General features: G+C 71.3%; 17 protein-coding genes. 6 read left to right on the top strand and 11 right to left on the bottom strand.

The window, feature by feature from the left end; translation table 11 throughout:
* Nucleotides 1-140 precede the first annotated feature (140 nt).
* The gene (locus ACWCPM_RS24655; protein WP_450978422.1) at nucleotides 141-3,341 is read right to left on the bottom strand and encodes a tetratricopeptide repeat protein; all 3,201 of its coding nucleotides are present in this window, start codon (nucleotides 3,339-3,341) and stop codon (nucleotides 141-143) included.
* A gap of 289 nt (nucleotides 3,342-3,630) precedes the next feature.
* On the opposite strand from ACWCPM_RS24655, the gene ACWCPM_RS24650 reads away from it, so the two are divergent.
* From ACWCPM_RS24650 to ACWCPM_RS24630, 5 genes are all read left to right on the top strand, one after another.
* The gene (locus ACWCPM_RS24650) at nucleotides 3,631-5,664 is read left to right on the top strand and encodes a thioredoxin domain-containing protein (protein WP_450978421.1); all 2,034 of its coding nucleotides are present in this window, start codon (nucleotides 3,631-3,633) and stop codon (nucleotides 5,662-5,664) included.
* 195 nt (nucleotides 5,665-5,859) lie between these two features.
* Nucleotides 5,860-7,122 carry a glycosyltransferase gene (locus ACWCPM_RS24645; protein ID WP_450978420.1) on the top strand — a complete coding sequence of 421 codons (1,263 nt, stop codon included), beginning with the start codon at nucleotides 5,860-5,862 and terminating at the stop codon, nucleotides 7,120-7,122.
* Nucleotides 7,119-8,771 (top strand): ArnT family glycosyltransferase, encoded by a 1,653-nt coding sequence (locus ACWCPM_RS24640; protein ID WP_450978419.1) that lies wholly within the window; start codon nucleotides 7,119-7,121, stop codon nucleotides 8,769-8,771. The genes ACWCPM_RS24645 and ACWCPM_RS24640 overlap by 4 nt, the downstream gene beginning before the upstream one ends.
* Nucleotides 8,768-9,970: a glycosyltransferase gene (locus ACWCPM_RS24635; protein ID WP_450978418.1), complete on the top strand. Its 1,203-nt coding sequence runs from the start codon at nucleotides 8,768-8,770 to the stop codon at nucleotides 9,968-9,970. Before ACWCPM_RS24640 ends, ACWCPM_RS24635 begins: the two co-directional genes overlap by 4 nt.
* Nucleotides 9,967-12,369 carry a galactose oxidase-like domain-containing protein gene (locus ACWCPM_RS24630; protein WP_450978417.1) on the top strand — a complete coding sequence of 801 codons (2,403 nt, stop codon included), beginning with the start codon at nucleotides 9,967-9,969 and terminating at the stop codon, nucleotides 12,367-12,369. Before ACWCPM_RS24635 ends, ACWCPM_RS24630 begins: the two co-directional genes overlap by 4 nt.
* Here ACWCPM_RS24630 and ACWCPM_RS24625 read toward each other — a convergent pair.
* The 3 genes from ACWCPM_RS24625 to trhA form a co-directional block, all read right to left on the bottom strand.
* The gene (locus tag ACWCPM_RS24625) at nucleotides 12,366-13,097 is read right to left on the bottom strand and encodes a Mut7-C RNAse domain-containing protein (RefSeq protein WP_450978416.1); all 732 of its coding nucleotides are present in this window, start codon (nucleotides 13,095-13,097) and stop codon (nucleotides 12,366-12,368) included. The genes ACWCPM_RS24630 and ACWCPM_RS24625 overlap by 4 nt on opposite strands.
* A gap of 33 nt (nucleotides 13,098-13,130) precedes the next feature.
* Nucleotides 13,131-13,757: a TetR/AcrR family transcriptional regulator gene (locus tag ACWCPM_RS24620; protein WP_450978415.1), complete on the bottom strand. Its 627-nt coding sequence runs from the start codon at nucleotides 13,755-13,757 to the stop codon at nucleotides 13,131-13,133.
* A gap of 85 nt (nucleotides 13,758-13,842) precedes the next feature.
* Nucleotides 13,843-14,556, bottom strand: coding sequence for a PAQR family membrane homeostasis protein TrhA (trhA, locus tag ACWCPM_RS24615; RefSeq protein ID WP_450978414.1), 714 nt, complete (start codon nucleotides 14,554-14,556; stop codon nucleotides 13,843-13,845).
* Between the two features lie 326 nt (nucleotides 14,557-14,882).
* Here trhA and ACWCPM_RS24610 point away from each other — a divergent pair, with 326 nt between their 5' ends.
* Nucleotides 14,883-16,703: a phosphoenolpyruvate carboxykinase (GTP) gene (locus ACWCPM_RS24610; protein ID WP_450978413.1), complete on the top strand. Its 1,821-nt coding sequence runs from the start codon at nucleotides 14,883-14,885 to the stop codon at nucleotides 16,701-16,703.
* Between the two features lie 219 nt (nucleotides 16,704-16,922).
* Here the strand turns inward: ACWCPM_RS24610 and ACWCPM_RS24605 are convergent, their stop codons facing one another.
* The 7 genes from ACWCPM_RS24605 to ACWCPM_RS24575 all read right to left on the bottom strand — a co-directional run bounded on the left by ACWCPM_RS24605 (nucleotide 16,923) and on the right by ACWCPM_RS24575 (nucleotide 25,083).
* Nucleotides 16,923-17,525 (bottom strand): hypothetical protein, encoded by a 603-nt coding sequence (locus ACWCPM_RS24605; RefSeq protein ID WP_450978412.1) that lies wholly within the window; start codon nucleotides 17,523-17,525, stop codon nucleotides 16,923-16,925.
* Complete coding sequence (locus ACWCPM_RS24600) at nucleotides 17,512-19,053, bottom strand: substrate-binding and vWA domain-containing protein (protein WP_450978411.1); 1,542 nt, start codon at nucleotides 19,051-19,053, stop codon at nucleotides 17,512-17,514. Before ACWCPM_RS24600 ends, ACWCPM_RS24605 begins: the two co-directional genes overlap by 14 nt.
* Nucleotides 19,050-20,261 (bottom strand): toxic anion resistance protein, encoded by a 1,212-nt coding sequence (locus tag ACWCPM_RS24595; protein ID WP_450978410.1) that lies wholly within the window; start codon nucleotides 20,259-20,261, stop codon nucleotides 19,050-19,052. Before ACWCPM_RS24595 ends, ACWCPM_RS24600 begins: the two co-directional genes overlap by 4 nt.
* A 14-nt stretch (nucleotides 20,262-20,275) precedes the next feature.
* Nucleotides 20,276-21,349 carry a hypothetical protein gene (locus tag ACWCPM_RS24590; RefSeq protein ID WP_450978409.1) on the bottom strand — a complete coding sequence of 358 codons (1,074 nt, stop codon included), beginning with the start codon at nucleotides 21,347-21,349 and terminating at the stop codon, nucleotides 20,276-20,278.
* A 258-nt stretch (nucleotides 21,350-21,607) separates the two neighbouring features.
* A complete protein-coding gene (locus tag ACWCPM_RS24585) occupies nucleotides 21,608-22,024 on the bottom strand; it encodes an SCO4983 family protein (protein ID WP_450978408.1) in 417 nt (138 codons plus the stop codon).
* Nucleotides 22,025-22,125: 101 nt separating this feature from the next.
* Nucleotides 22,126-23,337 carry a pyridoxal phosphate-dependent aminotransferase gene (locus tag ACWCPM_RS24580; protein ID WP_450978407.1) on the bottom strand — a complete coding sequence of 404 codons (1,212 nt, stop codon included), beginning with the start codon at nucleotides 23,335-23,337 and terminating at the stop codon, nucleotides 22,126-22,128.
* Between the two features lie 129 nt (nucleotides 23,338-23,466).
* On the bottom strand, nucleotides 23,467-25,083 hold the full coding sequence (locus tag ACWCPM_RS24575; RefSeq protein ID WP_450978406.1) for an N-acyl-D-amino-acid deacylase family protein: 1,617 nt from the start codon (nucleotides 25,081-25,083) through the stop codon (nucleotides 23,467-23,469).
* Between the last annotated feature and the right edge of the window lie 10 nt (nucleotides 25,084-25,093).

Raw genomic sequence — 25,093 nt, 5'->3', positions numbered from 1 at the left:
GCCGCCGTGCCGCGCAGCCGTTGTGCCGCCGTGCCGCCGTGCCGCCGTGCCGACGCGCCGCGTCGCCGTCGTGCCGACGTGGCGCCGTCCGTACGAGGGCGAGGCCGGTCGTCCGCCCCGCCCCCCGGGGCGCGCGCCCCTCAGGACGTGGTGGACACGGTCACCCCCATCACCTCGCGCGCGTGACGGCTGGGGGTCATTCCCAGGCGCCAGGCCTGCCAGCCGGCCTCCAGGTCCACGCCCCGCTCCAGCAGCAACTGATACGCCTCCACGTAGTCGTCCAGCTTCTCGTCACGGGCCGGGTGGCCCGCCCGGGACAGCTGCGCCAGCTCCTCCTGCGCCACCGCGGTACCGACCTCCACGCCACCGGCAGCGGCGTACGGCAGCAGGGTGCAGCGCAGGAAGCGGGCCCAGTCCTCGCCGCGGCGGTCGCCGTACGACGCGAAAAGGCCGGCCGCCTCGTCGCAGAGCGCCAGCGCCGCCGCCGTGCGCGCGTTGCCCGCGTCGACCACCGCGAGTTCCAGACAGGTCCAGGCCTCGCCATGGGCGACGCCGACGCGGTGGAAGTCGGCGCGGGCGTCGACCAGGAGCTGGCGGGCGAAGCCGGAATTGCGCAGCGAGCCCGTCTGGGCGGCGCGCTGGTCCCGGGTCGTCCGGGCGGAGTGGTGCCGGGCGCAGGCCAGGCCGTAGACGTCACGCATGCGCGAGAACATCGTGCGCGAGCGTTCCAGCTCACGGACCGCCTGGTCGAGGTCGCCCGTCTCCTCCAGCGACTGCCCCAGGTAGAACAGGGTCCACGCCTCGCCGCGGGCGTCCTCGTTGTCGCGGTGCCGGGCCGCCGCCAGCCGCAGCTCCTCCACCGCCGGGAACGCGTCACCCGCCACCAGCCGGGCCCGGGCCAGCTGGGTCAGGGCCCACGCCTGGCCACGGCCGTCGCGCGTACGGCCGTACAGTTCGAGAGCCCGGCGCAGCTCGGTCTCGGCACGCGGGACGTCACCGAGGCGCAGGCAGAGCTGCCCGAACTGGAAGTGGGCCCATGCCTCGCCGTGCAGGGACTCGCCGGCGCGGTGCAGTTCCAGCGAGCGGGTCAGCAGGTCGAAGGCTTCGGCGAGGTGCGCGCGGTCGCGTTCCACCGCGGCCAGCGCGTGCATCGTCCACGCCCGGTCCGTGGCCAGCGACGGAGCGGCCTGCATGTCGAGTGCCTCCCGGAGCCGGGCCGCGGCCTCGGTGAGGTTGCCCTGGTGGTGCAGGGTGATGCCGAGGGAGCACAGGGCGCGGGCCGCGCCCGCGTCGTGCTGTGCCTCCCGGTACAGGTCGACCACCGACGTCAGCGTCGTGCGCGCCTTGTCCAGCTCGCCCAGCTGGCGGGCCGCGATGCCGGTGCGCCACTGGACGGAGCGGATCAGCAGGCCCTGGTCGACGGCCTGGGCGAGTTCGCTGATCTCACCGAGGCGGTAGAGGTCGCCGCGCAGCAGGCAGTAGTCGCACAGCGCGCCCAGCAGGTTCAGCACGGCGCCCTGGTCGACTCCCTCCGCGTGCCGCAGCGCGGCCGTGATGAAGCTGGACTCGTCGTCCAGCCAGCGCAGCGCCTCGTCCAGCGAGGTGAAGCCGTGCGGGCCGAAGCGGTCGGAGCGGGTGGACATGTTGCCGTCGACCAGGCGCAGCACGGAGTCGGCGAGGTCGGCGTAGTTCACGATCAGGCGCTCCTGCGCGGCCACCCGCTCGTTCGCCTCCTCCTCGTCCACCAGCCGTGCGTGCGCGAAGGCGCGGACGAGGCCGTGCAGGCGGTACCGGCTGCCGCGGACGTGGTCGATGAGTCCCGCGCGGGACAGGGCGACGAGATGCCGCCCGGCCTCGGTCTCGTCGGTGGCGAGCAGGGACGCGGCCGCCGCGGCGCCGAGCGAGGCCCGGCCGACGAGGGCGAGGCGCCGCAGCAGCCGCCTGGCCTGGTCGCTCTGGTCGGTGTAGCGCAGCCACAGGGCGCGTTCGACGGGGTCCACCGGTCCGTACGCGCCGAGGTCCGACGCCAGGCGGCGGGGTGAGCGCGGGCCCAGCGAGGAACCGGCGATCCGCAGCGCCAGCGGCAGTCCGCCGCACAACTGCCGTATCGCTTCGGCGGATTCCGCGTCGTACGGGCCCGTGTCGCCCTGCGCCGCGGCGGCCGTCAGTTCCTCCGCGCCGGCCGCGTCGAGAGGCTCGACGGCCAGCTGGTGCACCCAGGCCGGCAGGTCGCCGGGCAGGTCGAGCGGTTCCCGCGCGGTCACCAGGACCAGGCTGTCGGAGCGTTCGGGGATCAGCGCCCGCACCTGCCCGGGGTCGGAGGCGTCATCGAGGACGACGGTGACGGGTACGCCGGTCAGGTGGTGGTGGTACAGCTCACTCAGCCGCTTGACCTGCTGGTCCGTCGACGAGCGCTCCCGGAACAGCAGTTGCTCGCGCGGCGCGCCCAGCCGGTTCAGCAGATGCAGCAGGGCCTCGCGGGTGGACAACGGCGGCTCGCCCCGGCCGCCGCCCCGCAGATCGACCACGCACGCGCCGCGGAACTGGTCCTTGAGGTCATGGGTGGCGCGCACCGCCAGAGTGCTGCGGCCGCTGCCGGGCGGCCCGTGCAGCACGACCACCGTGGGCCGTGTCTGCGTACTGGCGCGCGCCGCCTGCACCCACTGCCGGATACGCGCCAACTCCTGCCGACGGCCCGCGAACGGCCCGATCGGCTCAGGGAGTTGACCGAACGACTGCCGCAGCACACTGCGCCCGCGCGCCGCGCCGCTCTTGTCCGCGCCCAGCAGCCTGGGCCCCGGCTTCTTCGGCCCGGTCGACGAGGCCAGCACCCGCTGCTGGTCGAGGAACGGGCGGATGCCGCGTACCTCCAGCGCCGTCAGCCACTGTAGACGCAGTTGTTCGGGACCGCCCGGCTGGCTCACGGCACCGGCCCGGTGGTGCGCGGCCGGCAGATGCGAACCGGCGACCTTCACCACCGTCGCCGCCGCCCCCGCCACGCCGACGGCCACGCCCGCGCCGAGCGCCGTCGACGTCCCCGTACCGAGTGCCAGATCGGCCACCGCCGCCGCGACGGCGGCCACACCCGCCACGACCAACGGCGTACCCGCACCTTCACGCGCGTAGCGCTGCCCGAACGTCAGCCGGCCGGCCTCCGCCTCGTCCAGGGCCCGCGTGAACGCCTCGTACTCCTCAGTGGCGGTCCGGGCCATCGCGTCCAGCTCACCACGCGCCCGCGCCAGCAGCACCTTGCCGTCACCACGGCCACCGGAGCGCCGCACCTCCTCCTCCACCGCCCGCATCAACAGCCCCTCGGCCTCCACCCGATGACCGTCCCGCATGTCCCGTCCCCCTCCGGCGCCAACTGCAGTGCCTACGAGTGTCCTTGGGCCGGCACGCGATGGCGAGAGGGCGGCGATCACGGGCCGGGCGGCCTTTGTCGCCGGCCGCAAGGGTCACCGAGTGCGACGGTCACCTCCCGCGCACCGATCCTGTGGGGAGCCCTTACGAGGGGCCTGTGCCGCCGGTACGCGGCCGACGCGTTCGGGCGGACCCGGGCCGGGCCCCCGGACGCCCCGATGCGCGGCCGGTCGTATCGGCAGCCCCCGTCCCGTCGTGCAGGATGGGGGTATGCCGAACCGACTGGCGCACGAGACGTCCCCGTACCTGCTGCAGCACGCCGACAACCCCGTCGACTGGTGGCCCTGGTCGGACGAGGCGTTCGAGGAGGCGCGCGGGAGCGACAAACCGGTCCTGCTCAGCGTCGGGTACAGCAGTTGTCACTGGTGCCATGTCATGGCGCACGAGTCCTTCGAGGACCAGGCCACCGCCGACTACCTCAACGAGCACTTCGTCAACATCAAGGTCGACCGCGAGGAGCGGCCCGACGTCGATGCCGTGTACATGGAGGCCGTGCAGGCGGCCACCGGGCAGGGCGGGTGGCCGATGACGGTGTTCCTCACGGCGGAGGGGAAGCCGTTCTACTTCGGGACGTACTTCCCGCCGGCGCCGCGGCACGGGATGCCGTCCTTCCTGCAGGTGCTGGAGGGGGTCGCGACCGCCTGGCGGGACCGTCGTACGGAGGTCACCGACGTGGCCGGGAAGATCGCCCGCGATCTCGCCGAGCGGGAGATCGGCTTCGGCGACTCCGAGGCGCCCGGCGAGGAGGAGCTGGCGCAGGCGCTGCTGGGGCTGACCCGGGACTACGACGTGCAGCGCGGCGGCTTCGGCGGGGCGCCGAAGTTCCCCCCGTCCATGGCCGTCGAGTTCCTGCTGCGGCATCACGCCCGGACGGGTGCCGAGGGCGCGCTGCAGATGGCGCGGGACACCTGTGAGCGGATGGCCCGGGGCGGGATCTACGACCAGCTCGGGGGCGGCTTCGCCCGGTACTCGGTCGACCGGGACTGGGTGGTGCCGCACTTCGAGAAGATGCTTTATGACAATGCGCTGCTCTGCCGGGTCTACGCGCACCTGTGGCGGGCCACCGGCTCCGAGCTCGCCCGGCGGGTCGCGCTGGAGACCGCCGACTTCATGGTCGCCGAACTCGGCACGGAGCAAGGCGGGTTCGCCTCCGCGCTGGACGCGGACAGCGACGACGGGACGGGGCGGCACGTCGAGGGGGCGTACTACGTCTGGACGCCCGCGCAGCTGCGCGAGGTCCTCGGGGACGACGACGCCGCACTCGCCGCGGCGTACTTCGGGGTGACGGAGGAGGGCACGTTCGAGGAGGGTGCCTCGGTCCTCCAGCTCCCCCAATCCGACGGGGTGTTCGACGCGGAGAGGGTCGAGTCGGTCAGGCGGCGGCTGCTGGCGGCGCGCGCCGAGCGCCCGGCGCCGGGACGGGACGACAAGGTCGTCGCCGCCTGGAACGGCCTGGCGATCGCCGCCCTGGCCGAGACCGGCGCCTACTTCGACCGTCCCGACCTGGTGGAGGCCGCTCTCGCCGCCGCCGACCTGCTCGTCCGCGTCCATCTCGACGACCAGGCGCGTCTGGCCCGGACCAGCAAGGACGGCAGGGTCGGCGGCAACGCGGGGGTGCTGGAGGACTACGCGGACGTGGCTGAGGGATTCCTCGCGCTGGCGTCCGTCACCGGTGAGGGTGTCTGGCTGGAATTGGCGGGTCTGCTGCTCGACCACGTCCTCGTGCGTTTCGCGGACGAGAAGACGGGCGGGCTCTTCGACACCGCGGCCGACGCCGAGAAGCTGATCCGCCGGCCGCAGGACCCGACCGACAACGCCACTCCTTCGGGCTGGACCGCGGCCGCGGGCGCCCTGCTGAGCTATGCCGCCCAGACCGGCGCCGAGCCCCATCGCACGGCCGCCGAGGGGGCGTTGGGCGTGGTGAAGTCGCTGGGGCCGCGGGTGCCGCGCTTCATCGGCTGGGGGCTGGCGGTCGCGGAGGCCTGGCTGGACGGGCCGCGTGAGGTGGCCGTCGTGGGTCCGGCGCTCGACGACGAGGCGACAAGGTCCTTGCACCGTACGGCACTTCTGGGGACGGCGCCGGGTGCGGTGGTGGCCTGCGGCGTGCCGGGGAGCGGGGAGTTCCCGCTGCTCGACGACCGCTCGCTGGTGGGCGGTGAACCGACTGCGTACGTGTGTCGCAATTTCACCTGTGACGCGCCGACGACGGATCCGGAGCGGCTTCAGGAGGCGCTGCACGCCTGATCAGGGGCTACTTTCGGCCGGGCAATTGGGCACGTGTTCGGACACGTCCCCCTAGGCGCCGTACCGTTCCGAAACAAGCTATTTATCGGAACAGCTACCGCGCTTCACACTTCCCCCCTACTCTCTCCACAGTGCCGCGGCGGACGAACTGCTCCGCCGTGCCTGGGGGGATTTTTGAAGATCTGGGGGGATCTTTTGCTGACGTCTGTCTTCATTGCCGCCGTTTCGCTTGCCCTGTTCTGGATGGCGGCCTTCACCCTGTGGTGGCAGATGCACGCGTGGCGTACGCCCGAGGTGCTGGCCTCCACCCGCTTCAGCCGGCCGGACGGCGACGAGCACGTGTCGTTCTCGCTGCTGTTACCGGCGCGGCACGAACAGGCCGTACTGGACCACACCATCCAGCGCCTGCTGGAGTCCACCCATACCGACTTCGAGATCATCGTGATCGTGGGGCACGACGACCCGGAGACCACCGAGGTGGCGCGGCGGGCCGAGGCCCGCGACCCGCGCGTGCGGGTGGTCGTGGACACCCATGAGAAGAAGAACAAGCCGAAGGCCATGAACACGGCGCTGCCGCACTGCCGCGGCGATGTCGTCGGGGTCTTCGACGCCGAGGACCAGGTGCATCCCGAACTGCTCGCCCATGTCGACCACGCGTTCCGGTCCACCGGCGCGGACGTGGTCCAGGGCGGGGTGCAGCTGATCAACTTCCACTCCAGCTGGTACAGCCTGCGCAACTGCCTGGAGTACTTCTTCTGGTTCCGTTCCCGGCTCCATCTGCACGCCCAGAAGGGGTTCATCCCGCTCGGCGGCAACACGGTCTTCGTCCGCACCGCGGTGCTGCGCGAGGCCGACGGCTGGGACCCCAACTGCCTGGCCGAGGACTGCGACCTGGGTGTGCGGCTCTCCAGCGTCGGCAAGAAGGTCGTCGTCGCCTACGACTCCGACATGGTCACCCGCGAGGAGACCCCCGGCAGCCTGATGTCCCTGCTCAAGCAGCGGACCCGCTGGAACCAGGGCTTCCTCCAGGTCTACCGGAAGAAGGACTGGAAGCAGCTGCCCGGCTTCCGTCAGCGGCTGCTGGCCCGGTACACCCTGATGACGCCGTATCTGCAGGCGATCTCCGGTGTGATCATCCCGCTCAACGTGGCCATCGCCCTCTTCCTCGACGTGCCGGTCGGCGTCGCCTTCATCACCTTCCTGCCGGCCGTCACCGCGCTCGTCACCTTCGTCTTCGAGCTCGTCGGGCTGCACGACTTCGGCAAGCAGTACGGGCTTCGTGTCCGTTTCGTGCACTACCTGAAGCTGATCATCGGCGGGCCCTTCTATCAGGTGCTGCTCGCCGGAGCCGCTGTCCGCGCAGTGTGGCGTGAGCAACGCGGCCGTAACGACTGGGAGTTGACCAGCCACGTCGGCGCACATCTCGCGCACGTGAACCGAGAGGACGTTCCTGCGTGACCTCCACACTTCCCGCGGCGACCGAAGTCAAGGTCCCCGCGCAGCGGACAGCCGTGCCCAGAACCAGTGGTGCACACCGGGCAAAGCCACCCAAGAGACTACGTTCCTCCCGCCCTGATCTGCTGCTGTGCGGGCTGCTGCTCGTGGCGGTCATGGTCGTGCAGGGCTGGAACATCGCGGACTACCCGACCCTCAGCGACGACGAGGGCACCTACCTCGCGCAGGCCTGGGCCGTGCAGGAGGGCCGCGGGCTGGCCCACTACACGTACTGGTACGACCACCCGCCGTTCGGCTGGATCCAGATAGCCGTGCTGACCTGGATCCCGGCGTACTTCGCGCCCGAGTCGATGACCGTCGGCTCGATGCGCGTCATGATGCTGCTGATCAGCGCGATCAGCGCGGTTCTCGTGTACGTCCTGGCGCGCCGCCTGTCGCTGCCCCGCTGGGCGGCCGGGCTCGCGATGGCGCTGTTCGGGCTCTCCCCGTTGTCGGTGGTCCTGCAGCGCGAGATCTTCCTGGACAACATCGCGGTGATGTGGACGCTGCTCGCGTTCACCCTCGCCGCGTCCCCGAGCCGTCACCTGTGGCACCACTTCGGGGCGGGCATGGCGGCCGCGGCCGCGGTGCTCACCAAGGAGACGATGCTGCTGGTGCTGCCGGCCGTGCTGCTCACCATGTGGCGGCACAGCCACCGCGACACCCGCAAGTTCGCCATCACCGGCGCGATCACCGCGTGTGTGCTGCTCGGGTTCTCGTACCCGCTCTTCGCGCTGCTGAAGGGCGAGTTGCTGCCGGGCAGCGGGCATGTCTCGCTGTGGGACGGCATCGTCTACCAGATGAGCCGCCCCGGCTCCGGGTTCATCCTCGAAGCGGGCACCGGTTCCCACGGTGTGCTCCAGTCCTGGCTGTACTACGACCGGGTGCTGCCCCTCGGCGGACTCGCCGGCGCGCTGCTGCTCCTGGTCACATGGCGCTGGTCGGTGACCGCGCGGGCGTTCGCCGGGCCCGCGCTGGCCGTGGCGATCCTCGCCGGGATGGCGCTGCGGCCGGGCTATCTGCCGGCCATGTACATCATCCAGGCGCTGCCGTTCCTCGCCCTGGTGCTGGCCGGGGGCACGGCCTCCGTCGCCCACGCCGTGCTGCGGCGCCGGCGCCGGGCGGGCGAGGCGAAGTACCTGACGGGAGGGCGGTACACGCTCGCGGTCGTCCTGGCGCTCGCCGCGGGCGCCTACGTCGTACCGCGCTGGTACGACGGCGACCGCACCGCCATGACCGCCGACGCCAACGCCCCCTACAAGGCCGCCTCCGCATGGCTGGGCTCCGAGGTCGACGACCCCGAGGACACCCGCGTCCTCGTCGACGACGCCCTCTGGCTGGACCTCGTGCACCACGGCTACCGGCCCGGGCTCGGCGTCATCTGGTTCTACAAGGCCGACCTCGACCCGGCCGTCACCAAGACCATGCCGAACGGCTGGCGCGACCTCGACTACGTGGTCGCCTCGCCGACGGTACGCCGGGACGCGGTCGACCTGCCCAACGTCAAGGCCGCGATAGAGCACTCGACGCCGGTCGCCGTGTTCGGCGCCGGTGAGGACCGGATCGAGATCCGGCGGATCCAGAGCGCCGGGACGACGGGAGGCGTCCGATGAGCCAGGAGTCCGTGGTCCCCGGCGACCTGGGGGATCCGGCGGCGTACGCCGCCGAGGTGCCCGAGCCGGGTGCCGTCACCATCGTCGTGCCGACCTTCAACGAGTCCGCCAACATCCGTGAACTGCTGCACCAGATCACCGAGTCGGTGCCGTCCCGGCTGCCGTTGGAGGTCGTCTTCGTGGACGACTCCACGGACGACACCCCGGAGGTGATCGAGAAGGCCGCCCAGGACTGTCCCTTTCCGGTGACCGTGCTGCACCGCGAAGAGCCCGCGGGAGGGCTCGGCGGCGCGGTGGTCGAGGGCCTGAAGGCGGCCGGCTCCGACTGGATCGTCGTCATGGACGGCGACTGCCAGCACCCGCCCTCACTGGTGCCGGAGCTGGTCGCGACGGGGGAGCGGGCGAACGCCGGGCTGGTCGTCGCCTCCCGCTACATCAAGGGCGGCAGCCGCGCCGGACTCGCCGGCAACTACCGCGTGGCCGTCTCCCGGGCGGCGACCTGGCTGACCAAGTCGCTGTTCCCGCGCAGGCTGCACGGCATCAGCGACCCGATGAGCGGCTTCTTCGCCATCCGCCGCAGCGCGGTCACCGCCGAGGTGCTCCAGCCGCTCGGCTACAAGATCCTCCTCGAACTCGCGGTGCGCAGCCGGCCCCGCGAGGTCACCGAGGTGCCGTTCGTCTTCCAGGACCGGTTCGCCGGGGAGTCCAAGTCGACCAGGCAGGAGGGCATGCGCTTTCTGCGGCACCTCGTCGGGCTGCGCACCGCCTCCCCGCTCGCCAGGATGATCGTCTTCGGGCTGATCGGGCTGACGGGCTTCGTACCGAACCTCGCCGGGCTGTGGGCGCTGACCGCGGCCGGGATGCACTACCTGCCCGCCGAGATCCTCGCCAACCAGCTCGGCGTCGCCTGGAACTTCCTGCTCATCGAGAAGCTGCTGTTCCGCGAGCGGCGGCAGTTCCGGCACTGGGCCGACCGCACCACGCGGTTCGCCCTGCTCGCCAACGCCGACCTGCTGGTGCGCATCCCGCTGATCGCACTGCTGGTCTCCACGTTCGGGATGGGCGCGATACCGGCCACCGCGCTGGCGCTCGTCACCACCTTCGTCCTGCGCTTCGTGGGAACCGAAGCGCTGGTCTACCTCCCGCGCCGTCCAGGCCGCCGCGGGAAACGGAGTCGCACAGCAAGGAGCACCGCATGAGTTCAAGACGCAGAACCGCACTGCTGGCAGTCGCCGGCCTCACCGGCGGGCTTCTGCTGACCGCACCCCAGCCCGCGTCCGCCGCCAACCTCATCAAGAACCCCGGATTCGAGACGGCGGGCACCGGCGACATGCCGTACTGCTGGTCGAAGTCCGGCTGGGGCGACAACGACTTCACCTTCGAGACGGTCGCCGACGCCCACACCGGCAGCAAGGCCATGAAGGTCACGCTCACCCGGCGCCTGGAGGGCGACCGCAAGGCGCTGATCACCGAGTCCGCCGCCTGCGCGCCGCTCGTGACGGCCGGCAAGCAGTACGACCTGGGCCTCTGGTACAAGTCGACCACGCCGGACGCCAACATCACGCTGTTCCGGCACGACGCCACCGCCGGCTGGCAGTACTGGACCGACCTGAAGACCCTCCAGATGGCGGGCTCCTGGACCGAGGCCACCGTGCGCACGCCGGAGGTCCCGGCGGGCACCGACCGGATCTCCTGGGGTGTCTCGGTCTACGGCACCGGCTCCGTGACCACCGACGACTACACGATGGACCAGGTCGCCGAGCCGGTCCCGGAGCCGGACTGCACGGGCACGCCCCAGGAGTGCGCCAACGGCAGGTGGGACGTGCTGCCCGTGCAGAACCCGGTGCGCTCGATGCACTCCGTGGTCCTGCACAACGGCAAGGTGCTGCTGATCGCGGGCTCCGGCAACAACACCGACATGTTCGAGGCGGGCACGTTCACCTCCGCGGTCTACGACCCGCAGACCGGCGACTACGAGGTCATCCCCACGCCGGACGACATGTTCTGCGCCGGCCATGTGCAGCTGTCCGACGGCCGGGTGCTGATCATGAGCGGCAACAAGGGCTATCCGTCGGCGGACGGCACGATCGGCTACCAGGGGTACAAGGACTCCTACATCTTCGACCCCGCGACCGAGTCGTACATCAAGACGAACGACATGAACGACGGGCACTGGTACCCGTCGGCGACGATCCTCGGCAACGGTGACGTCATCTCCTTCGGCGGGCTGAAGGAGGACTCCTCCGGCTCGGTGACCGCCGAGCTGTGGTCCGATGACGAGCAGCAGTGGCAGCCGCTGTGGAAGGTCAACCAGACCTGGTCCTTCTGGGGTCTGTACCCGTCGATGATCCTCATGCAGGACGGCCGCCTCTTCTACTCGGGCAGCCATGTCTTCGGCAACAACATCCCCGGCACCGGCTCGGCGATCTACGACTACGGCGCCAACACAGTGACCCAGGTGCCCGGTCTGCAGAACAAGGACGAGCGGGACCAGTCGGCGAGCGTGCTGCTTCCCCCGGCGCAGGACCAGAAGGTGCTCACGCTGGGCGGCGGCAACATCGAGTCCAACCCGGTGGCCAACCGTCTGACCGACGTCATCGACCTCAAGCAGCCCAACCCGTCGTACGTCGCCGGCCCGCCGATCCCGCAGGGCACCGTCGATCTCGGCAACGGGCCCGTCCCGCAGACCGGCGCCCAGGGCAAGATGTACGTCTCGGCGGTGCTGCTGCCGGACGGCAAGGTCCTGGAGACCGGCGGCGCCCTGCACAACCGCGCCAACCCGGTGTACGAGTCGTCGATCTACGACCCGGCCACCCACACGTTCGACCCGGTGGCGGCCGACCCCGAGGCCCGTGGCTACCACTCCTCGGCGTTCCTGCTGCCCGACGGCCGGGTGATGACCACCGGCGACAACCCGGGCAACGGCACCTGGAACCACAACGTGTCCGTCTACACCCCGCCGTACCTGCTCAAGGGCCAGCGCCCGGCGATCACCTCGGTGATCGACACCCAGTGGAACTACGGCGACACCCAGCGCATCACGGTCGACCGGCCCATCGCCAAGGCCGAGCTGATCCGCCCGGCGGCGGTGACGCACTCGTCCGACCCGAACCAGCGGTTCGTGGACCTGCCGCTGAGCGTGGACGGCAACAACATCGACCTCAATGTGACGAGCAACCCCAACATGGCGCCGCCCGGCTGGTACATGCTCTTCGCGGTGGACGCCAACGGCGTGCCGTCGGTGGCCAAGTGGGTGCATCTGTCGGGCCCGCAGGCGCTGCGGGCGACGGACGCCTCGGCGCACGTCCACTCCTTCGCCGACGACCTGTCCGGCAAGGTCACCAAGCCGGGCAAGAAGCGATCCTCGCAGAAGGTCCCCGCCACCCTCGCCGGCTGCGACCGTCACTACGGCTCCGCGAACGTCTGCGTGCCGACGGCCTTCCCGACGGAGGTCAAGAAGACGACGGCGGCCCGCTGTACCTGGCTCAAGGAGCACGACTACGGCCGGCTGAAGGTCAACGGCAAGGACGACCCGCTGCGCATCGACCCCAACAAGGACGGCCAGGCCTGCGGAAAGGGTGATGTGCGCCGGCGTTAGCCCCGGCTCGGGAACTCGGTGAGGGCGCGCTCCACGATGGCCACCAGCTGCTCGTGGTGCGCGCCCTTCCAGTACGCCCGCCCGCACTCACGGCACTGCGCGAAGACGTCGTACGACCGCTCCGTCCCGCCCTTGAGCTGCTCGGCCACCTCTTCCTTGGTGGCCTCCCGCAGCAGGCCGTTGCAGGCGGTGCACCGGGTCCAGGGTCGTAGCTCGGGGGAGAACCGGTCGAGGACGTCGCGGAGTTGCTCCTCGGGGCTGGTGCTGTAGACGTAGGCGCCCGCCCACAGCTCGCGGCGGCGCAGCAGGCCGCGGTCGCGGCTGAGCATGACACGGCGCTCGGCGGCCGAGCGGGCGGCCAGCGCCGGGTCGCCGATGTCCGTGGACTCGTAGGCCGTGTCGACGCCGAGCAGGCGCAGCCGGCGGGCGAGGGTGCCGAGGTGGACGTCGAGGAGGAAGCGCAGCGGGGCGCCCTCGATCCGCTGCGGGCGCGTGACCGCGCGGACGGCGACCGTCTCGCCGTCCTTCGGCACGTGGGCCGTGGGGACCGGGCGGCCGTCGACGACGAGCGCGCCCACCTCGGTGAGCGGGACGCCGAGCGACTCGACGACATGACCCAGCGTCGAGACCCCGTCCGTGCTGACCGGGGAGGCGCCGCGACGCCTGCCGTCCGGTACGAACAGGCGCAGTCCGGCGGCGAATTCGACGTGGATCTCGGGTCGCTTCACCCGCTCAGCATCGCACGGCGGACGGCGCGGACCTCAGGGGTTTTCGGCGCCGAGATCCCGGTCGTAGACGGCCAGGGCACGGTCGGCGAGGTCGGCCGGGTCGTCGCGGAAGCCGGTGCGTGCCCAGTACCGGCAGACCTCGGTCAGCCCGCCGACGAGGGACGTGGCCAGGACCCGCACCTCCAGGTCCTCCGGGTCGCGTCCGGTGCGCTCCGCGAGGGCCTGGGCGAGCGGCCGGCCGGCGGCGGCCGCGTTCCGCGTGACGCGGGAGCGCACCGCGGGGATCTCCGCGAGCAGCCGGCAGCGCATCCGGGTGACCTCGCCCTGCTCACGCAGGGCGAGACCGATCGCCTCGCGCAGGACGTGCCGCAGGGCGGTCTGCCAGGGCTCGTGCGCGGGCCGGGTCCGCAGCCGCTCGACGAGCGCCGGCCCGAGGTCCCCGGACAGGACGATGTCCTCCTTGGCCGGGAAGTAGCGGAAGACGGTCGACGGCGACACCTCGGCACGGTCGGCGATCTGCTCGACCGTGGTGGCGTCGTACCCCTGCTCGTCGACCAGGGTGAAGGTGGCCTGCCGGATCGCCTCGCGGGTCTTGCGTTTCTTCCGCTCGCGCAGGCCCGCCCGGGAGCGGTCGGCGGGGGAGGGGTGGGCTTCGGACATGAAATGACAGTAGCTGTCAATTGAAGCCCGCTGCCAATCAGCGTCCGGCGTCCGGCGTCCGGGGGCAGGGGTCAGGGGGCAGGGGTCAGGAGTGCCGGTAGGCCACCAGCGAGATCCCCACGTAGTGCACCACGAACGCCGCCAGCGTGAACGAGTGGAACACCTCGTGGAAGCCGAACCAGCGCGGCGACGGGTTCGGCCGCTTGATGCCGTAGACGACGCCGCCCGCGCTGTAGAGCAGGCCGCCGACGATGACCAGGACCAGGACGGCGATGCCGCCGGTGCGCATGAAGTCGGGCAGGAAGAAGACCGCCGCCCAGCCCATCGCTATGTAGCAGGGCGTGTAGAGCCAGCGCGGTGCCCCGACCCAGAAGACACGGAACAGGATGCCCGCCAGCGCCGCCGCCCAGATGCCCCACAGGAGCCAGCGCCCCTTGCTGACCGGCAGGAGCAGCAGGGTCAGCGGGGTGTAGGTGCCGGCGATGATCAGGAAGATGTTGGAGTGGTCCAGGCGGCGCAGTACGCCGTCCATCCGAGGGCTCCACGAGCCCCGGTGGTAGAGCGCGCTCACGCCGAACAGCAGGCAGGCCGTGAGGGCGTAGATCCCGCAGGCGACGCGGCCGCGCGGGGAGTCGGCGAGGGCGGTCAGTGTCAGGCCCGCGACCACCACTGCCGGGAACATGGCCAGATGCAGCCAGCCCCGGAGCTTGGGTTTGATCGGCTGCGGCAGGGAGAGCGCTTCGGAGATCCGGTCGGTGACCGGCTTGTCCGAGGGATTGTCGGGGGCGGACGCAGTCATGGGCCGCATCGTACCTACGCAACCGTAGGTTACGAATCCGGACGGTCACGGGAGTGGCCATCATCTCACGGCAGTTGGATTGCGCACCTCTCAAGAGGCGGTCAACCGAACTCAACGTGCACGTAAAGAAACTCAGGGGAACATGGAGGTGGTGGTGTTCCTCACTCCGCTCAGGTGGGCGGCCCTCTGGACAAATGCGCAGTCACCTCGGATGATCAAATGAGTGCGGTCGGCACCGGATGAGCGCCAAAGGGAGTAAGCGAAGCATCCGGGTCGCGGCCCCCACGGGGCAGACAGAGAAAAAAATCCCTCATTTAGGAGCGATCGTGGCGCGCGACATCGCGGCTCCCCCCGTCCCCACCTCTCACCAGGAACTGGTCTCCTGGGTGAACGAGATCGCCGAACTGACCCAGCCGGACAGCGTGGTCTGGTGTGACGGATCCGAGGCCGAGTACGAGCGCCTGTGCGGGGAGCTCGTCGAGAAGGGCACCTTCCGCAAACTCGACCCGATCCAGCGCCCCAACTCCTACTACGCGGCCTCCGACCCGACGGACGTCGCCCGCGTCGAGGACCGCACCTTCATCTGCTCCGAGAAGGAGGAGGACGCCGGCCCGACCAACCACTGGAAGGACCCCGCCGAGATGCGGGAGATCTTCGCCGGTGAGAAGGGCGTCTTCCGCGGCTCCATGCGCGGCCGGACCATGTACGTCGTCCCGTTCTGCATGGGCCCGCTCGGCTCCGACCTGTCCGCGATCGGCGTCGAGATCACCGACTCCGCCTATGTGGCCGTCTCCATGCGCACCATGACGCGCATGGGACAGCCCGTCCTGGACGAACTTGGCTCCGACGGCTTCTTCGTGCGTGCCGTGCACACGCTCGGAGCGCCGCTGGAGGCCGGCGAGCAGGACGTGCCCTGGCCCTGCAACAGCACCAAGTACATCTCGCACTTCCCCGAGACCCGCGAGATCTGGTCCTACGGCTCCGGCTACGGCGGCAACGCGCTGCTCGGCAAGAAGTGCTACGCCCTGCGCATCGCCTCCGTGATGGCCCGCGACGAGGGCTGGCTGGCCGAGCACATGCTCGTCCTCAAGCTCACCCCGCCGCAGGGCGAGCCCAAGTACGTCGCCGCCGCCTTCCCGTCCGCCTGCGGCAAGACCAACCTCGCCATGCTGGAGCCCACCATCTCCGGCTGGACGGTCGAGACGATCGGCGACGACATCGCCTGGATGCGCTTCGGCGCCGACGGGCGTCTGTACGCCATCAACCCCGAGGCCGGCTTCTTCGGCGTCGCGCCCGGCACCGGTGAGCACACCAACGCCAACGCGATGAAGACGCTGTGGGGCAACTCCGTCTTCACCAACGTCGCCCTCACCGATGACAACGACATCTGGTGGGAGGGCATGACGGAGGAGACGCCCGCCCACCTCACCGACTGGAAGGGCAACGACTGGACGCCGCAGTCGGGGACCCCGGCGGCGCACCCCAACGCCCGCTTCACGGTCCCGGCCGCGCAGTGCCCGATCATCGCGCCCGAGTGGGAGGACCCCGCGGGTGTGCCGATCTCCGCGATCCTCTTCGGCGGGCGCCGCGCCACCGCCGTGCCGCTGGTGACGGAGTCCTTCGACTGGAACCACGGCGTCTTCCTCGGCGCCAACGTGGCCAGCGAGAAGACCGCCGCCGCCGAGGGCAAGGTCGGCGAACTGCGCCGCGACCCGTTCGCGATGCTGCCGTTCTGCGGCTACAACATGGGCGACTACATGGGCCACTGGGTCGACGTCGCCAAGGACAAGGACCAGGCGAAGCTCCCGAAGATCTACTACGTCAACTGGTTCCGCAAGAACGACGAGGGCAAGTTCGTCTGGCCCGGTTTCGGTGAGAACAGCCGCGTCCTGAAGTGGATCGTGGAGCGCCTGGAGGGCCGGGCCGAGGGCGTCGAGACGCCGATCGGCGTCCTGCCGACCCGGGAAGCCCTGGACACCGTCGGGCTGGACATGTCCGACGAGGACCTGGACTTCCTGCTCACCGTGGACAAGGAAGTGTGGCGCGAGGAGGCCGGGCTCGTCCCCGACCACCTGAACACCTTCGGTGACCACACGCCGAAGGAGCTGTGGGACGAGTACCGGGCGCTGGTGCGGCGCCTGGGCTGACGCCCACCCGGAAGACTCCGCGGCCGGTCCACGCCGACAGTGCCCTGACCAGCAACATCGTCACGGCCGGCCGCGGGTTCACTCCGTGAGGGGGCGCGTGATGGCTCGGGGGGCGCTGTGCGTCGGCGGGTGCCGGTCGTGGTGGGCTGGTCGCGCCCCGCGGCGGGGCCGCATGTCGATGCGGCCCCGCGCCCCTTCCGGGCGCGCCCCTTCAGGGCGTCACTGGGAGCGGTCCTCCAGATAGCGGGTGTGGGACTCCTGGCGGCGGGCCTCGGTCTCCCTGAGGTTCGCCGCCAGGCGTTCCGCCTCGTCGTGGAGGAGCGCGAGCTGCCGCTCCAGGTGCTGCTCGGGCGGCTCCTGGCCCGGGGTCATCCGGTGCCACCACCGGGTGCGTACGAAGGCGTCGACCGCCTCCGGGACGTCCTGCCGGACGGCCCGGGACAGCGCGTGCACCCCCTCGGGGTCCTGGGCCAGCACCTCGGCCACCCACCCCGGCTCCAGCAGCGCCCGCAGCAGCCCCGTCAGCCCGTCGAGCCGCGCGGTCGACGCCGGCGGCAGGTCCACGTCCGCGAGATAGGCGCCCAGCCGCGCGAAGTCGTCCCGCAGCTCGTCCAGTTGGGCGGACGGGTCCGGGAAGTCGGGCAGCGCCGGACGCTCCGGCGGCGCGATCAGCGCGCCCGCGCCGTACAGGCCCGCGACCACGACCGGCCAGTACGGCCCTGCCACACCCGTGAAGGTGAGCAGCAGGCCCAGGAGACCGCACGCACAACCGGTGAGGTTCTTGCGGGACTCCAGATACGTCAGTGCCTTACTGGTAGCCACGGATCTCCTCGAAGGCGCCGTCCAGGGAGCCCTGCTGGGCGTCGAAGAGACGGCCGCCGGTCAGTTCGGCGATGCGCTCCAGCTCGGCGCGGTCCGAGTCGCCGAAGAGGATCGGGAAGACGGGGATGTCGCGCTGCTCGCCGGTGAGGGAGCCGTGGAACGTCTCGAACTTCGGGGCGGTCGCGCCGGCGGTGTTCTCCCCGTCCGTCATGAGAACGATCGACGTGAACGCCTCCTCGTCGGAGCCCAGATGCGCGTACGCCTTCTCGAGCGAGGTGTAGATCGCGGTCTCGCCCTCGGCGCGCAGGGCCCGGGTGTCGCGGCGGATGCCGTCGAGGCCGGACTTCGGGTCCGCCGGGTCGACGACATGGGTGCGCACGCTCTTCACGGCCGATCCGAACGGCATCAGCGTCACCTCCTCACGGTCCCGGAAGTCCGCGGTCAGCCCGGTCAGCGCCGCCTTCAGCCGGGTGAGCCGGTCGCCCTCCATGGAGCCGGAGGTGTCCAGGACGTACACGGTGCGCGAGGGCCGGCGCAGGTCGTTCTCGTACGCGTCGAGCAGCCCGTCGGCGACGGAACGGTCCCCGGGGAAGGGCAGCTCGCGCCGCCGGGCGGGGTCGAGACCGGGGGCGGGGGTGACGGAGGCGACGACCGGACGGCGGTGGGTGCGCTCGGTGATCGCCCGCTGGGCCTCCGGAGCGCGCAGGGCCTCGGCGAGGCGGCGCACGTTCTCACGGGCGTCGGGACCGGCGGCGGCCAGGGAGGAGAGCGGGTAGTCGGCGCTGACCACGCCGTCCTTGGGGCGGATCACCGTCAGGTCCGGGATGCCCTTGAGGACCGACTCGTAGTTCAGCAGGGCGTTGACGTCGCCGCGCCGGGTGTACGCGTCGGCGAGCCAGCCCGAGGAACCCGAGGTCAGCTTCTGCCCCTTGAAGAACTCCCGCAGTCGCGGCGTCGCCTCGCGTACATCGGCGTCGGTGAGCGCGGCCTGGGCTCCGGAGAGCGCGGAGGCGACCGAGACCAGGGTGGCGAAACCGGAGTTGGACCGGGCCGGGTCGGTCATGCCGTAGGTCAGCTCGCCGTCGGTGACGGCCCGCTCCACCTGGGACCAGGTGACGTCCTCGGGGGTCCAGCCGAGGCGGCGCACGGTGCCCGGTTTCACGCCGATCGCGACCGGGCTCGACATGACCGGCGTCTCCGACACCACCTTCTTCCGCGCCTCGGGCCGCAGCCGCAGATAGTCGTTGGAGGCCAGCCACACCGCGTCGTACGCCTGGTCCGCCTTCCCCCGCGCCAGCAGGTCCACGGCGTCGAGGGTGCCCATGTACGTGGGCCGCACGGTGATGCCGGTCCGCTCGCGGACCTGCTCCAGGACCGGGGACATGTCGCTGAGCTCGCTGGAGGCGAGGACGCGCAGGGTGCCGGGTGTGTATGCCGTGGGGTCGTCGTCGGGGGTGTCCGTACCGCCGGTGCAGGCGGTGAGGAGGGTCAGGGCGGCGAGGGTGAGGGCCGCGATCCGGCGTCTCATCCGCGGTCTCCTTCCAGGGCGGCCTGGGCGCGGCTGCGGTCCAGGTGGGCGCCGGCGTTGCGGAGTTCGTCGGTCAGGGACTCGACGGTGGCCGCCATCGCCTCGGTGGCCTGCACCTTGTAGGTGTCGATGGCGTCGAGCGTGCGGTAGATCTGCTGGAAGGCGGAGCGCAGGGTCTCCGCGCCGACCGCCGGGTCCGCGGCGATCCGCTGGATCTCGCCGGACTGCGTGGCCAGCATCTCCGCGTTGCCCCGGATCAGCTCCTCGGTGGTGCCGCGCAGGGCGTTGACCTGGTCGACGACCTTCTTCTGGTTGTCGAGGGCGGACGCGAGCATCACGGAGATGCGCAGCGCCGAGACGGTGGTCGTCGCGGCCCGGTCGACGCCCTTGATCAGTTCGTCGTTGTTGCGGCGTACGACGTCCATGGCGAGGTAGCCCTGCGCGCACACCGCGAGCTGGGTGAGCAGGTCCTGGTGTTTCTGCCGGACCGGGAACAGGACGTCGGCGCGCAGGGTGTCGGCCTGCTGGGGGTCGGCGACCCGGGCGATGTGCTCCTCGACGGCGCCGTCCAGGGCCTCGGTCAGCACCACGTACTCCTGGAGCTTGCCCATGGTCTCCCAGAGGCGGACCCGTTCGGTCTGCAACGCGGCGCTGTCACGTCGCAGTTCGTCCTGGCCGCCGCGCAGCGAGCCCACGATCTTGTTCAGGGTGCCCTGCGCGGAGGCGTACTTGGCGACGTGGTCGCGCAGCTTGTTGCCGCCGGGCAGCCGGGACAGCAACTTGCGGCCCTTGCCGGTGGGCAGGTCGCGCGGGTCGAGGTCCTCGACGACCCGCCGCAGCTCCACCAGCGAACCGGCGACCTTGGACTGGGCGTCGCCGCCCTTGCCGGGCAGGCTGCGCACCGCCCGCTCCAGCATGCGGTTGGACTGCGAGGCGGCGGTGCGCATCTCGCCGGCGCCGAGGCCGGTGATCTCACCGACCTTGCCGGCGAACTCCGGGGAGCGGGCGTCGAGCGCGGCGAGGCCGGCGATGTAGTCGGCGGCCTTGCGGGCCATGTCGCCGCGCACGCCCTCGTCGACGGGGACGAGCCCGCCGGCCTTCTCGCGCGGGACCGGGGAGACCGGCTCGGGCGGGGTGAGGGTGAAGGAGTCGTCGCGGCTGGCGCTGGTGTTCTGGCTGGCGCTGTGGCCGAGGTCGTAGTGGCTCATCTGTCTGGTCCCCCCTATCCGCGCGCCCGGCGCGCCATCTCGTGCAGCACCTCGGAGGTGGGCACGGGCACCTGTCGCACGTTCAGCTTCGGCATGAGGTAGTCGGCGTGGTCGGCCGTGGCCGCGACGAACTCGGCGGCGGCGCCCTGCGGGCGGAAGCCGTGGCGGACGGCCAGCTTGCGCAACGCCGGGTCCGTGGCGAGCAGTTGGCCCAGCGCGCGGCCCTCGTCGGTCAGCGGCACGACGGTGTGGTCGCTGGTCGCGGTGGTGTCCAGGTAGAGGACGGTGAGGTCGTCGACGCCCTGCCCCTGGGCCAGCAGCGAGGCGACCTGGGACTCGTAGACGAGGACGAGCGGGTTGCCGGCGCCGCTGATGAAGTCCCGGAAGGCGCCGTCCGAGCTGGACTGCTGGGCGCCCTGCACGGTGATCAGCTTGCGCAGCAGCGGCGCCGTGCGCCCGACCTCGGCGTCGCTCGCGACGACCTTGCCGTCGTTGTCGACGTAGGAGGCGGCGGCGAGGTAGAGGGCGCCGGAGTTGGAGGTGACGGGATCGGTACTGGCGATGTAGAGCGTCCCGGTCAACTCGCCGTACTTCTCGGCTCCCTTGAGCTGCTGCCAGGTGCGGTCGTCCCGGGCGGCGTCGAGGAAGGCGCTCATCCTCAGGACGCCGCGGTGGGGCTCGTCCAGGGTGGCGAGCCCGTTGGCCCGCAGCACCTCGGCGGCGCCCCGGTGGGCGACGGCGACGAGGGGCGAGTAGAAGGGGCGCGGCAGCGGCTGCTGCGCCCGGTACTTCTCGGCGAGCGCGTCGGCGGGCGCCTGGCTGGACGGGAAGGCGAAGTCGTAGCCCGCCAGGTCCAGTTCCTCCATGGCCCACGAGCCGGACGGCTCCGCCTTCACGGTGTAGCCCTTGGCGGCAAGGGCGTCCACCACCTGAGGATCGGCGAAGAACTCCGCCTTCTCCGATCCGACCACGCCACGCACGGTCTTCGTTGCCGTGCCCTGTTCCCCGTCGTTCCGGCCCGCCACGACAGCCGCCACCACGCCGCCGATCAGCAACACCGCGAGGACAATCCCTGAGATTCGTCTCACGCCGGGGAGCGTGCTCCCGGAACCCAACGTTCCCCGGCTTCCGGGATGAACGGCGGGTGACTTACCAGTCCCGGCACGGCAACGCCTCTGAAGGGGCGCGGGGAACTGCGCGACAAGCCACAGACGGCAGAAAGCCGCAGGACGACAGCGCGCCCTGCGGCGCACACGCGGCTCAAGCCGACGCGGTGCCATGGCTCCCGGTCCGCGCGTCGCTGCGGGTGCACGCGGACCGGGGCCGATCGAGGGTCCCGGAAGGGTTCAGCGGGCGGCGAGACTGCGAGGTTCGAGCGCGGCCGCGTGCGCGTCCATACGCTCGGCGGCGAGGATCGCCACCGCGGTGTCCGCCCGGGACGCGGCGACCACCAGCGCGCGCCCGGCGAGGGCGTGGGCGCGCCGGTGCAGCGCGGCGAGTTGCGGCTCGGCGGTCGCCGTCGCCGAGATGCGGGCCGGCATCCGGCCTCCCCGCAGCCGGGCCACCTGCTCCGAGAGCCGTACCGCCGCGGTGTCCAGGTCGCACGACGGGGCCGGCGCGCGCAGCTCGTCGGTGACGGCGAGCAGGGCGGCGAGGTGCCCCGCGAGCTGGATGTCCAGTTCCTCCTCGCGGGAGCGGTGGGGGAAGTCGGAAGGTGCGCCGGCCATGGTGTGGACCGACTTGGCACGGATCGGTTCGTACATGTGATGGCCTCCTGTGCTCGGCAGAAGCCATCCTACATTGGAATTCGTCTAAAGTTGAGTCGTTCACAAATAAGGGGACGGGCGTATTCGCAGCGTGAGCGTCAGGGCTGGCTGTAGCCGTCCAGGAACCGGCCGATCCGCTCGATCGCGTCCCGCAGGTCCGCGACCGCGGGGAGGGTGACGACCCGGAAGTGATCGGGTTCCGGCCAGTTGAAGCCCGTGCCGTGCACGACCATGATCTTCTCGCGGCGCAGCAGGTCCAGCACCAGCCGGCGGTCGTCCTTGACCTTGAAGATCTTGGGGTCGAGGCGCGGGAAGAGATAGAGGGCGCCCTTCGGGCGCACGCAGGTCACCCCCGGGATCTGCGTCAGCAGTTCGTGGGCGACCTCCATCTGCTCCCGCAGTCGGCCGCCGGGCAGCACCAGGTCGCTGATCGACTGGCGGCCGCTCAGCGCGGCCACCACACCGTGCTGGCCCGGCATGTTCGCGCACAGGCGCATGTTCGCCAGGATCGTCAGGCCCTCGATGTAGGAGTCCGCGTGCGCGCGCGGTCCGGAGATCGACATCCAGCCGACCCGGTAGCCGGCCACCCGGTACGCCTTCGACATGCCGTTGAAGGTGAGGGTCAGCAGGTCGGGGGCGACCGCGGCCGTCGGGACGTGCGTGGCGTCGTCGTAGAGGATCTTGTCGTAGATCTCGTCCGAGCAGACCAGCAGGTTGTGGCGGCGGGCGATGTCGGTCAGGCCCTTGAGCACCGCCTCGTCGTAGACCGCGCCGGTCGGGTTGTTCGGGTTGATGATCACGATCGCCTTGGTGCGGTCGGTGACCTTGCGCTCGACGTCGGCGAGGTCCGGCATCCAGTCGGACTGCTCGTCGCAGCGGTAGTGGACGGCCGTGCCGCCGGACAGCGACACGGCGGCCGTCCACAGCGGGTAGTCCGGCGCCGGTACGAGGACCTCGTCGCCGTCGTCCAGGAGGCCCTGCATGGCCATGGTGATCAGCTCGGAGACGCCGTTGCCGATGAAGACGTGCTCGACGTCCGTCTCGATGCCCAGCGTCTGGTTGTGCATGACGACCGCGCGGCGTGCGGCCAGCAGGCCCTTCGCGTCGCCGTAGCCGTGGGCCGTCGAGACGTTGCGGAGGATGTCCTCCAGGATCTCCGGCGGGCATTCGAAGCCGAAGGCCGCAGGGTTGCCGGTGTTCAGCTTCAGGATGCGGTGGCCGGCCGCCTCCAGGCGCATCGCCTCTTCGAGCACCGGCCCCCGGATCTCGTAACAGACGTTGGCGAGCTTCGTCGACTGGATCACCTGCATGTCTGGGAGCTTACGGCCGCGTCACGCGTCCCGGCTCGTGCTTTCCGCCACATGAGACGAAAGGGGTGGATGCCCTGTGGTCGCTTCACTCTCCCGTGTCGGCCATGGGCACGACACGGTGACCGCGGCTCAGCGGGAGGCGGGTGTCCTGCGGACCGCCCGCCCCGCCAGCACGTCCGTCCGGCGGCCGTCCTCGATCACGAAACGGCCGTCGACCAGCACGTGCGGGATGCCGGTCGGGAGCGTGCGCGGCTGCTCGAAGGTGGAGCCCGCCGCGACCGTGGCCGCGTCGAACAGCACCAGGTCGGCGCGGTACCCCTCGCGGACCACGCCCCGGTCCGGCAGTCGCAGCCGGGCAGCCGGGCGCCCGGTCAGCCGGGCCACGCACTCCTCCAGCGACAGCACCCCCAGCTCCCGCACGTAGCGGCCGAGATAGTGCGGGAAGGTGCCGTACGCGCGCGGGTGCGGCTTGGCGCCCTGGAGGATGCCGTCGGAGCCGCCCGTGTGCACGCGGTGCCGCATGATCGCCCGGACGTTCTCCTCGTGACCGACGTGCTGGAGGATCGTCGGACCGAGCCGGTCCTCGACCAGCAGCCGGCGGGCGGTGACCCAGGGGTCCTCGCCGCGCAGGGCCGCCGAGTCCTCGACCGTACGGCCGACGTACGGCGCCAGGGCCGGGTCCGTCACACCGGAGATCTCGATGGTGTCCCACTCGACCGGGACGCCGTGACAGCCGTCCGCGCCGACGACCTCCAGGTCGTGACGGATCCGCTCGGCCGTGGGGTCGTCGCCCAGCCGACGCAGGACCGCGTCCGGCCCTCCCTCGCTCGCCCAGCTCGGCAGCAGTGCCGCGAGCGTGGTGGAGCCGGGAGTGTAGGGGTAGGTGTCCAGGCTGATGTCCGCCCCGGCGTCGAGGGCGTCGTCCAGCAGGGCGAGCAGCTCGGGCGCGCGGCCCTTGTTCACGCCGAAGTTCATGGTGGCGTGCGCGAGATGCAGCGGGCAGCCCGCTTCCCGGGTCAGGGCCACCATCTCCTGGTACGCCTGGAGGGCCCCGGCCCCGTACGAGCGGTGGTGCGGGCAGTAATAGCCGCCGTACTCGGCCACCACCCGGCACAGCTCGGTCAGTTCGGCGTCCGCGGCGTACATGCCCGGCGTGTACGTGAGCCCGGACGACATGCCGACCGCGCCCTGCTCCAGGCCCTCCGCGACGAGCCGGCGCATCCGGTCCAGCTCCTCCGGCGTGGCCTCCCGGTCCTCCCAGCCGACGGCCAGCGCGCGGACCGTCCCCTGGGGGATCAGATAGGCCGCGTTGACCGCGATGCCCCGGTCCAGCCGGTCCAGGTACTCGCCGACCGAACGCCAGTCGAAGTCGATGTCGTCGCCGTGGCCGTTCCACCCGGTGATGGCACGGCGGACCTCGGCGAGCGTGCGGTCGTCGACCGGGGCGTACGAGAGCCCGTCCTGCCCGATCACTTCGAGGGTCACGCCCTGCGCGGCCTTCGCGCTGTGGTCGGGGTCCCGCAGCAGGGCGAGGTCGCTGTGCGCGTGCATGTCGACGAAGCCGGGGGACAGGACGAGGCCCGCCGCGTCCAGCTCCCTCGTGGCGATCGGGCGCTGGCAGCCCGCGGCCGCCGCTTCCTTGACGATCTCGACGATCCGGCCGTCGTCCACCACCACGTCCGCGCGGTACGCGGGGGCGCCGGTGCCGTCGACGACGTCCGCGTCACGGATGACGAGGTCTGCCATGCCGGGCCTC

The organism is Streptomyces sp. NPDC002309 (assembly GCF_053593375.1).
This window is presented reverse-complemented; position numbering and strand designations above follow the sequence as displayed.

Excerpts from the sequence above, each read along its gene's own strand:
- ACWCPM_RS24655 (WP_450978422.1), bottom strand. The coding sequence starts at position 3,341 with ATGCGGGACGGTCATCGGGTGGAGGCCGAGGGGCTGTTGATGCGGGCG.
- ACWCPM_RS24650 (WP_450978421.1), top strand. The coding sequence starts at position 3,631 with ATGCCGAACCGACTGGCGCACGAGACGTCCCCGTACCTGCTGCAGCAC.
- ACWCPM_RS24635 (WP_450978418.1), top strand. The coding sequence starts at position 8,768 with ATGAGCCAGGAGTCCGTGGTCCCCGGCGACCTGGGGGATCCGGCGGCG.
- ACWCPM_RS24630 (WP_450978417.1), top strand. The coding sequence starts at position 9,967 with ATGAGTTCAAGACGCAGAACCGCACTGCTGGCAGTCGCCGGCCTCACC.
- ACWCPM_RS24620 (WP_450978415.1), bottom strand. The coding sequence starts at position 13,757 with ATGTCCGAAGCCCACCCCTCCCCCGCCGACCGCTCCCGGGCGGGCCTG.
- trhA (WP_450978414.1), bottom strand. The coding sequence starts at position 14,556 with ATGACTGCGTCCGCCCCCGACAATCCCTCGGACAAGCCGGTCACCGAC.
- ACWCPM_RS24600 (WP_450978411.1), bottom strand. The coding sequence starts at position 19,053 with ATGAGACGCCGGATCGCGGCCCTCACCCTCGCCGCCCTGACCCTCCTC.
- ACWCPM_RS24595 (WP_450978410.1), bottom strand. The coding sequence starts at position 20,261 with ATGAGCCACTACGACCTCGGCCACAGCGCCAGCCAGAACACCAGCGCC.
- ACWCPM_RS24585 (WP_450978408.1), bottom strand. The coding sequence starts at position 22,024 with ATGTACGAACCGATCCGTGCCAAGTCGGTCCACACCATGGCCGGCGCA.
- ACWCPM_RS24580 (WP_450978407.1), bottom strand. The coding sequence starts at position 23,337 with ATGCAGGTGATCCAGTCGACGAAGCTCGCCAACGTCTGTTACGAGATC.
- ACWCPM_RS24575 (WP_450978406.1), bottom strand. The coding sequence starts at position 25,083 with ATGGCAGACCTCGTCATCCGTGACGCGGACGTCGTCGACGGCACCGGC.